This is a genomic window from Coprococcus sp. AM100_B19A (assembly GCF_027662015.1).
Taxonomy (GTDB): Bacteria; Bacillota; Clostridia; order Lachnospirales; family Lachnospiraceae; genus Allocoprococcus; species Allocoprococcus comes.
Genome location: NZ_JAQDKN010000010.1, coordinates 104,956 through 112,035, shown reverse-complemented (window position 1 = coordinate 112,035; position 7,080 = coordinate 104,956). Strand labels below are relative to the sequence as shown.

The following is a 7,080-nucleotide window of genomic DNA, read 5'->3' as shown; positions in this document are numbered from 1 at the left end:
CTCTGCATGCCACTCCTTAGTCTCTGTCTCGACCAGCGAACGAATGTTATCTTACCACGCCTTTCCGGAATTGTCAATGTTGTTTTTATATTTTGCGCAATTCAGAATATTCTGACATTTTGATGCTTCAGTTCAGTCCTCCGCTTCCGCTTAAGTAAACTATTTCCTTACTCGCCAGAATCGGAATCTTTAAAGATCTTTAACTTTTATAATTTCGTAATTGCTATGTAAAAGAGGGAACAGAAATTATCACATCTATCCTGTTTCCTCTTTACATGTTCTCCTACTCAATCAGTCCGATTGCCTCGTTAATGCTTTTCACTCCAATGATTTTGATCCCACCAATACTCTTCACGCTATCCAGAGATACTTCCGGCACAATACACGTCTCAAATCCAAGCTTCTTCGCCTCTGCCACCCGCTGTTCCGGCATATTTACCGCACGGACTTCTCCACTTAATCCAACTTCTCCAAACACAATCGTCCGTTCATCAAATGGTCTGTTCTTATAGCTTGATACGATCGCCATCACGATTCCAAGGTCTATCGCGGGTTCATTGATCTTGATACCTCCGGCAATATTTACATAGGCATCATAATTTCCAAGATGATATCCAATCCTTTTTTCCAAAACCGCCATCAGAAGGTTCACCCTGTTGTAATCTGTTCCTGCTGCTGTTCTTCTTGGCATTCCAAAATTGCTTTCGCATACCAGCGCCTGGATTTCCAGCAAGATCGGACGTGTTCCTTCCATAGAACATGCCACAACAGATCCAGATGCATTTTCCGGGCGCCCATTCAGCATAAATTCTGACGGATTTTCCACCTCCCGAAGACCATCTCTTCGCATTTCAAATACACCAATCTCATTCGTCGAACCAAAACGATTTTTCACTCCTCGAAGAATCCGGTAAGATGCATGCCTGTCTCCTTCAAAATACAGAACCGTATCTACCATATGTTCCAATACTCTTGGACCGGCGACAGTTCCTTCTTTTGTAACATGTCCGACAATAAAAATCGAAATCCCAAGCCCTTTTGCAAGCTGCATCAGCGTATTTGTTGCCTCTCTGACCTGCGACACACTTCCCGGTGCGGAACCGACTTCTTCACTGTACATTGTCTGAATCGAATCAATGATCACGGTATCTGGTTTTTCCTTTTCAATCACATTGCGGATCAGTTCCAGATTAGTCTCACAAAGCAAAAGCAGATGATCATTAAATTTTCCCATCCTCTGTGCACGCAATTTAATCTGGCGAAGCGATTCTTCCCCTGATATGTACAAAACCTTTCGTTCTTTTTTTGCCAGTTTCTGACACACCTGCAGGAGCAGCGTTGACTTACCGATTCCCGGATCACCGCCTACCAGAATCAGGGAACCCGGTACGATTCCGCCTCCCAGTACACGATCCAGTTCTTTAATCTCGGTTGTCACCCGCTCTTCATTCTCTGTCTTTACTTCTGACAATGGTACAATACGAATCTCTTTTGCCGCTTTAACTGCTGCCGTATTCGATGTTGTCACACACTCTTCCACGAAAGAGTTCCATTCCTTGCACATTGGACACTGCCCCAGCCATTTTGATTCTTCATGCCCACAATTCTGGCAGAAAAAAACCGACTTTTTTGCCTTCGCCATATTCCATCTCCTTATCTATCTTAAAAAATTACCAACTGCTTCTCTTGCCTGTTCCCAGTTTATATACTTTCGGTAAAGAAAGAGCCTGCCGAAGCAGACTCTTTTACTTTTCTTAAATACCTATGTACTTCAAACAACTCTTGCTGTAATCATTGTCCTACTTTCTTACAACCTTGATCTCAACGCTTTCTTTTCCAAGTTCCGCACTTACACTAAGCTTTGCGCTTAAGTTTGTCTTCATATCACCAACATTCATATCATTCATATATACGATATAATCTGTATCCGGTTCAAGTTCCAGTGTGATCTGTGCATCTCCTGTCCCTGATACCTTGAATGAGATCACATCTTCTGATACTTCAAAATGCTCTACTGCAGTTCCCGGAACAGATTCATATACGAACATTCCATTCTTTTCAAGCTTTGTAATCTCTTTAAATGTCTTTACTTTATATATATCTCCCTGAAATTCAAATCCATCCTTTTTTGTCTTTGTATCCAGAGTGTAATCACCGAAACTGAGTGTTCCGTCTAATTCACTTCTGATAAGTTCTTTGACTACTGTCATTGTTCAAATCCTCCTAATGGTCTTTCTCTTTCGACTTGTGGACTGTGAATTTTCCACATCCGAACCGTTTTTCTTATTATATAATAAAACTTCTTCTTTTGCTAGCTGTTTATCTCTCTGACTGTAAATTTTATTTCCTTTTTAGAAATACCGGCTTCCACATGGTCTCCACGTTTGATCTCACCATTCAAAAGTGCTTCCGCAAGTTTGTCTTCCAACTGGCTCTGTACTGCCCTTCTCAGCGGTCTTGCACCATACTTCTTGTCACTTCCGGTCTCAACGATATGCTTCTTCACAGAATCACGCACAACCAGTATAATTTCAAGCTGCTCTTTTGCTCTCTGCACAACTTCTTTACACATCAGCCCTACGATCTTCTTCATATTGTCCTCATTCAGCGGATGGAATACGATGATCTCATCAATACGGTTCAGGAACTCTGGGCGGAATAACTGCTTTACTTCGTCCATCACATTTGCTTTCATACGCTTGTAATCCGCCTTCTGGTCTTCCTGCTGGGTAAATCCAAGCTTCTTCGGTTCAATGATTGCCTTGGCACCTGCATTGGACGTCATAATGATAACCGTATTGCGGAAATCTACTTTTCTTCCCTGCGAATCCGTAATATGTCCGTCATCCAGTACCTGAAGTAAAATATTAAACACATCCGGATGTGCTTTCTCAATCTCATCAAACAAAATGACAGAATATGGATTTCTGCGTACTTTTTCGCTGAGCTGTCCGCCATCCTCATGTCCCACATACCCCGGAGGCGATCCGATCATCTTGGATACACTGTGCTTCTCCATATATTCGGACATATCTACCCGGATCATATCCTCTTCATTGCCAAAGAGTGCTTCTGCAAGAGCTTTGGAAAGCTCTGTCTTTCCGACACCTGTAGGACCAAGGAATAAGAATGAACCAATCGGACGTGCCGGATCTTTCAATCCCACTCTTCCTCGTTTTACCGCTTTGGAAAGTGCCTGGATTGCCTCTTCCTGACCAATCACACGCTTCTCCAGTGTTTTATCCAGCTTTTTCAGGCGTTCGCTCTCAGATTCATTCAGTCTTGTTACCGGGATTCGTGTCCACATGGAAATTACATCCGCAACATCTTCTTCAGTTACCGGAACTTTTTTCTTTTCATTCTTTTTATTGAAACGCTTTTTCGCCTGCTCTAATTTCTTTTCTGCTTCCTTCTGTTCTCTATGGAGCTCCGATGCTTTTTCAATATCTCCTGCTTTCAGCGCCGCTTCTTTTTCCTGCTCCAGCTTTCCACAGCGGATTTCTGTCCCAACAATATTCTCCGGCACTTTAAATCCACGAAGTTTTACTTTTGAACAGCTTTCATCCAACACATCAATTGCCTTATCCGGAAGGAAACGGTCATTGATATAACGGCATGACATATGTACTGCCGCTTTCAACGCCTCCTCTTCGATCTCTACATCATGATGAGCCTCATATTTTTCTTTCAGACCTTCCAGGATCCGGATACACTCGTCTTCTGTCGGTTCTTCAACCGTAACCGGCTGGAATCTTCTTTCCAGAGCCGCATCCTTCTCAATATACTTGCGGTATTCCGTAAGAGTTGTTGCACCGATCAGCTGCATCTCCCCTCTTGCCAGAGATGGTTTCAGAATATTGGATGCATCAATCGCACCCTCTGCACCACCGGCACCGATAATGGTATGAAGTTCATCTAAGAAAAGGATAATATTGCCCGCCGTTTTTACCTCACGGATCAGTTTTTTCATGCGCTCTTCAAATTCACCACGATACTTGGAGCCTGCAATCATCCCCGGAAGATCCAGCACCATGATCCGCTTATCTTTCATGCTTTCCGGAACAATTCCTTCCGCGATCTGTCTTGCAAGTCCTTCCACGATTGCTGTCTTACCGACTCCCGGCTCTCCCACAAGGCACGGATTATTCTTGGTCCGTCTGCTCAGGATCTCCATGATACGTGCAATTTCTTTTTCACGTCCAATAACCGGATCCAGCTTTCCTTCTCTTGCTTCCTGTGTCAGATCCGTACTGTACTGGTCTATAATTCCGCCAACAGTTTCCCCATCCTTCTGATTTTCCATATACTCTTTCGGATCAATTCCCGCCGCAAGCAGAAGATCCTGAAAAAGTTTTTGAATATTTACATTCAGGGTCATCAACATACGGGTAGCCACACAATCTCCATCTTTGAGCATTGTAAGCAGAAGATGTTCGGTTCCGACTTTTTCAGATGCAAGCTGCACTGCCTCATTCTGGCTTTCTTCCAGAATATATCGAAGTCTCGGACTGTACTCCAGATGCTTTCTTTCCTTCTTAGCTTCCTCAGGAGCAGATACAAGGATATCCATTGCTTTTTCCATCTGTTCTTCATCGACTTTATTCTTATCAAGCACCTGCCCTGCAACTCCGGTAAAAACCCTCTTAAGCCCGAAAAGAAGATGTTCTGTCCCAACATATGGATGCTTCAGTTCGGCTGCAATCTTCCGTGCCATATTCAGCGCTTCCTGCGCCTGCCTTGTATATTGCTTTTCTGCCATATAATTTTAGTCTCCTTTTTTCAATCTATCTCTGTTCATAATCTGCATAGATCTCGTCTACCAGTTCATGAACTTCTTCTTTCGTAATGTTTTTGCAACTTCCTTTTGCAAGAAGTACCCGAAGCTGCTCTTTCAGATCCTGCAAAGCTTCCAGCTTATCTTCATCAATACAGATCACCGCACCTCTTCGTCTGTCAAGCTGAAGAAAACCTTCCTGCCGCAGGACATTGTATGCCTTATTCACTGTATGCATATTGATTCCGATATTATCTGCCAGCTGTCTCACAGACGGCAAAGTATCTCCTTCATGAATCGTCGAAGTGGCAATTCCCATAATGATCTGATTCCTGAGCTGTATATAAATCGCCTCATCACTGTTAAAATCAATTTCAATCAGCATAAAACGCACTCCTTTTTTCTATTGTACCGGCATCGCCATTGTTATATCTATGTTAGCACAGACGACACTTTTTGTAAAGGAAACAGTATGTAAAAAAGCACTACCTCTTCTTACTCACACTTTTTTGTGCTTTCCGTTTCAGAAGTAATGCTTTTCATTTCTTATTTCCGATTTCTTTCTCTCACGTTCAAACCTCTTCAACCTAAAATTTTCTTCAGATCCTCATCTACTGTACTGATCGGGGTAATCTGATACTCTTGTACCAGATAATTCAGAACATTCGGTGACACAAACGCCGGAAGCGTCGGACCCAGGTAAATATTTTTGATTCCGAGCGCCAGAAGTGTCAGCAGAATCGCAACCGCTTTCTGTTCATACCATGACAGGATCATAGACAGTGGAAGTTCATTTACCTCACACTCAAACGCTTCTGCAAGAGCAATTGCAACTTTAATCGCACTGTACGCATCATTACACTGTCCCATATCCAAGATTCTTGGAATCCCCTCAATTTCTCCGAGCCTCAGATCATTCAATCTGTATTTTCCACATGCCAGCGTCAGGATGATCGTATCCATCGGTGTCTTTTTCGCAAATTCCGTATAGTAGCTCCGGCCTGGTGCTGCGCCATCACAGCCTCCGATCAGAAAGAAATGCCTGATTTTCCCCTGCTTTACCAAATCCACGATCTTTCCTGCATTTTCCAGAACTGCGTTGTGTGCAAATCCGGTCATCACGGTTGTTCCTCCATTAATCCCTGTCATCGGATGATCTTCCGGATATCCACCGCATTCCAATGCTTTTGCAATAACCGGCGTAAAATCTTTGTCCGCACCAATATGAACCATCTCCGGATAAGACACCACCGAAGTTGTAAACACCCGGTCTGCATAGCTCTGTCTGACCGGCATCAGACAATTTGTCGTAAATAAAATTGGCGCAGGAATATTATGGAACTCAAATTGCTGACTCTGCCAGGCCGTTCCGAAATTGCCTTTCAAATGCGGATATTCCTTTAATTTTGGATATCCGTGTGCCGGAAGCATTTCACTGTGCGTATAAATATTGATGCCTTTATCTTTGGTCTGCTCCAGAAGCAGCTTCATATCATGCAGATCATGACCACTGACTACAATAAACGGTCCCTTTTCTATCGTAAGCGGAACTTCTGTCGGAATTGGATTTCCATAGCTTTCCGTGTTTGCTTTATCCAGAAGTTCCATGCAGCGCAGGTTGATTTTACCGGTTTCTATGACTACCGGAAGCAGTTCTTCCATCCCTTTTTCTTCTCCCAGAATCCTCATTCCCTTATAAAAGAAATTCATAATCTCCGCATCCACATATCCCAGTGCCCATGCATGATAAGCATATGCCGCAGTCCCTCGTAAGCCAAACAAGATCAATGACTTTAACGAACGGATATCTTCCGATGCCTCCCAGATCTTCTGTACATTATAAGCATCTTTTCCTGGTTTTCTGTTTTCTGCTTCTTCTCTGATCTCATCTGACAGTTTTTTCACTGTATCACTGTTGAAATTTACATTTGTAATCGTGGTAAACAGACCTTTTAACATCAGTTCATCCGAAGATCTGCTTCTTTCATTTTCTGTAACTGCCCTTGCCAGCCGGATCAGTTCACCAGTCAGTTCATCTTGAAGATTTGCTGTATCCGACTTTTTCCCACATACACCTGTATGTCCTTCGCAGCCCGTGTTATGAGCGGTCTGCTGGCATTGAAAACAAAACATTTCCTTCATTTCTTTTTCCTCCATGTTTTTTTAATAGCATGTCAAAATATAGAAAATCTATACCGGCAGAACATTTTTCTTTATTATTCACATAATATTTTTCAAACATCCAGACTATGGTTCGCAAACTAAAAAAGGATGGCCCACAGACTTTCATCTGCAAGCTATCCTTT

5 protein-coding genes are annotated in these 7,080 nt (G+C 42.9%); all 5 read right to left on the bottom strand.

The window, feature by feature from the left end:
- Positions 1–283 precede the first annotated feature (283 nt).
- Positions 284–1,642, bottom strand: coding sequence for a DNA repair protein RadA (gene radA / locus PGQ33_RS11305; protein ID WP_227121129.1), 1,359 nt, complete (start codon positions 1,640–1,642; stop codon positions 284–286).
- Positions 1,643–1,799: 157 nt separating this feature from the next.
- On the bottom strand, positions 1,800–2,210 hold the full coding sequence (locus PGQ33_RS11300) for a hypothetical protein (protein WP_008368562.1): 411 nt from the start codon (positions 2,208–2,210) through the stop codon (positions 1,800–1,802).
- Positions 2,211–2,311: 101 nt separating this feature from the next.
- Entirely contained in the window at positions 2,312–4,759 is a 2,448-nt protein-coding gene (locus tag PGQ33_RS11295) for an ATP-dependent Clp protease ATP-binding subunit (RefSeq protein WP_270205750.1), read from the bottom strand.
- A 25-nt stretch (positions 4,760–4,784) separates the two neighbouring features.
- Positions 4,785–5,159, bottom strand: a complete 375-nt coding sequence (locus tag PGQ33_RS11290; protein WP_008368566.1) for a GntR family transcriptional regulator — start codon at positions 5,157–5,159, stop codon at positions 4,785–4,787.
- 197 nt (positions 5,160–5,356) lie between these two features.
- Entirely contained in the window at positions 5,357–6,907 is a 1,551-nt protein-coding gene (gene hcp / locus PGQ33_RS11285) for a hydroxylamine reductase (protein WP_334303951.1), read from the bottom strand.
- Positions 6,908–7,080: the final 173 nt, after the last annotated feature.

Coding starts and splice junctions, on each gene's coding strand:
- PGQ33_RS11295 (WP_270205750.1), bottom strand. CDS start 4,759: ATGGCAGAAAAGCAATATACAAGGCAGGCGCAGGAAGCGCTGAATATG.
- PGQ33_RS11300 (WP_008368562.1), bottom strand. CDS start 2,210: ATGACAGTAGTCAAAGAACTTATCAGAAGTGAATTAGACGGAACACTC.
- radA (WP_227121129.1), bottom strand. CDS start 1,642: ATGGCGAAGGCAAAAAAGTCGGTTTTTTTCTGCCAGAATTGTGGGCAT.
- PGQ33_RS11290 (WP_008368566.1), bottom strand. CDS start 5,159: ATGCTGATTGAAATTGATTTTAACAGTGATGAGGCGATTTATATACAG.
- hcp (WP_334303951.1), bottom strand. CDS start 6,907: ATGTTTTGTTTTCAATGCCAGCAGACCGCTCATAACACGGGCTGCGAA.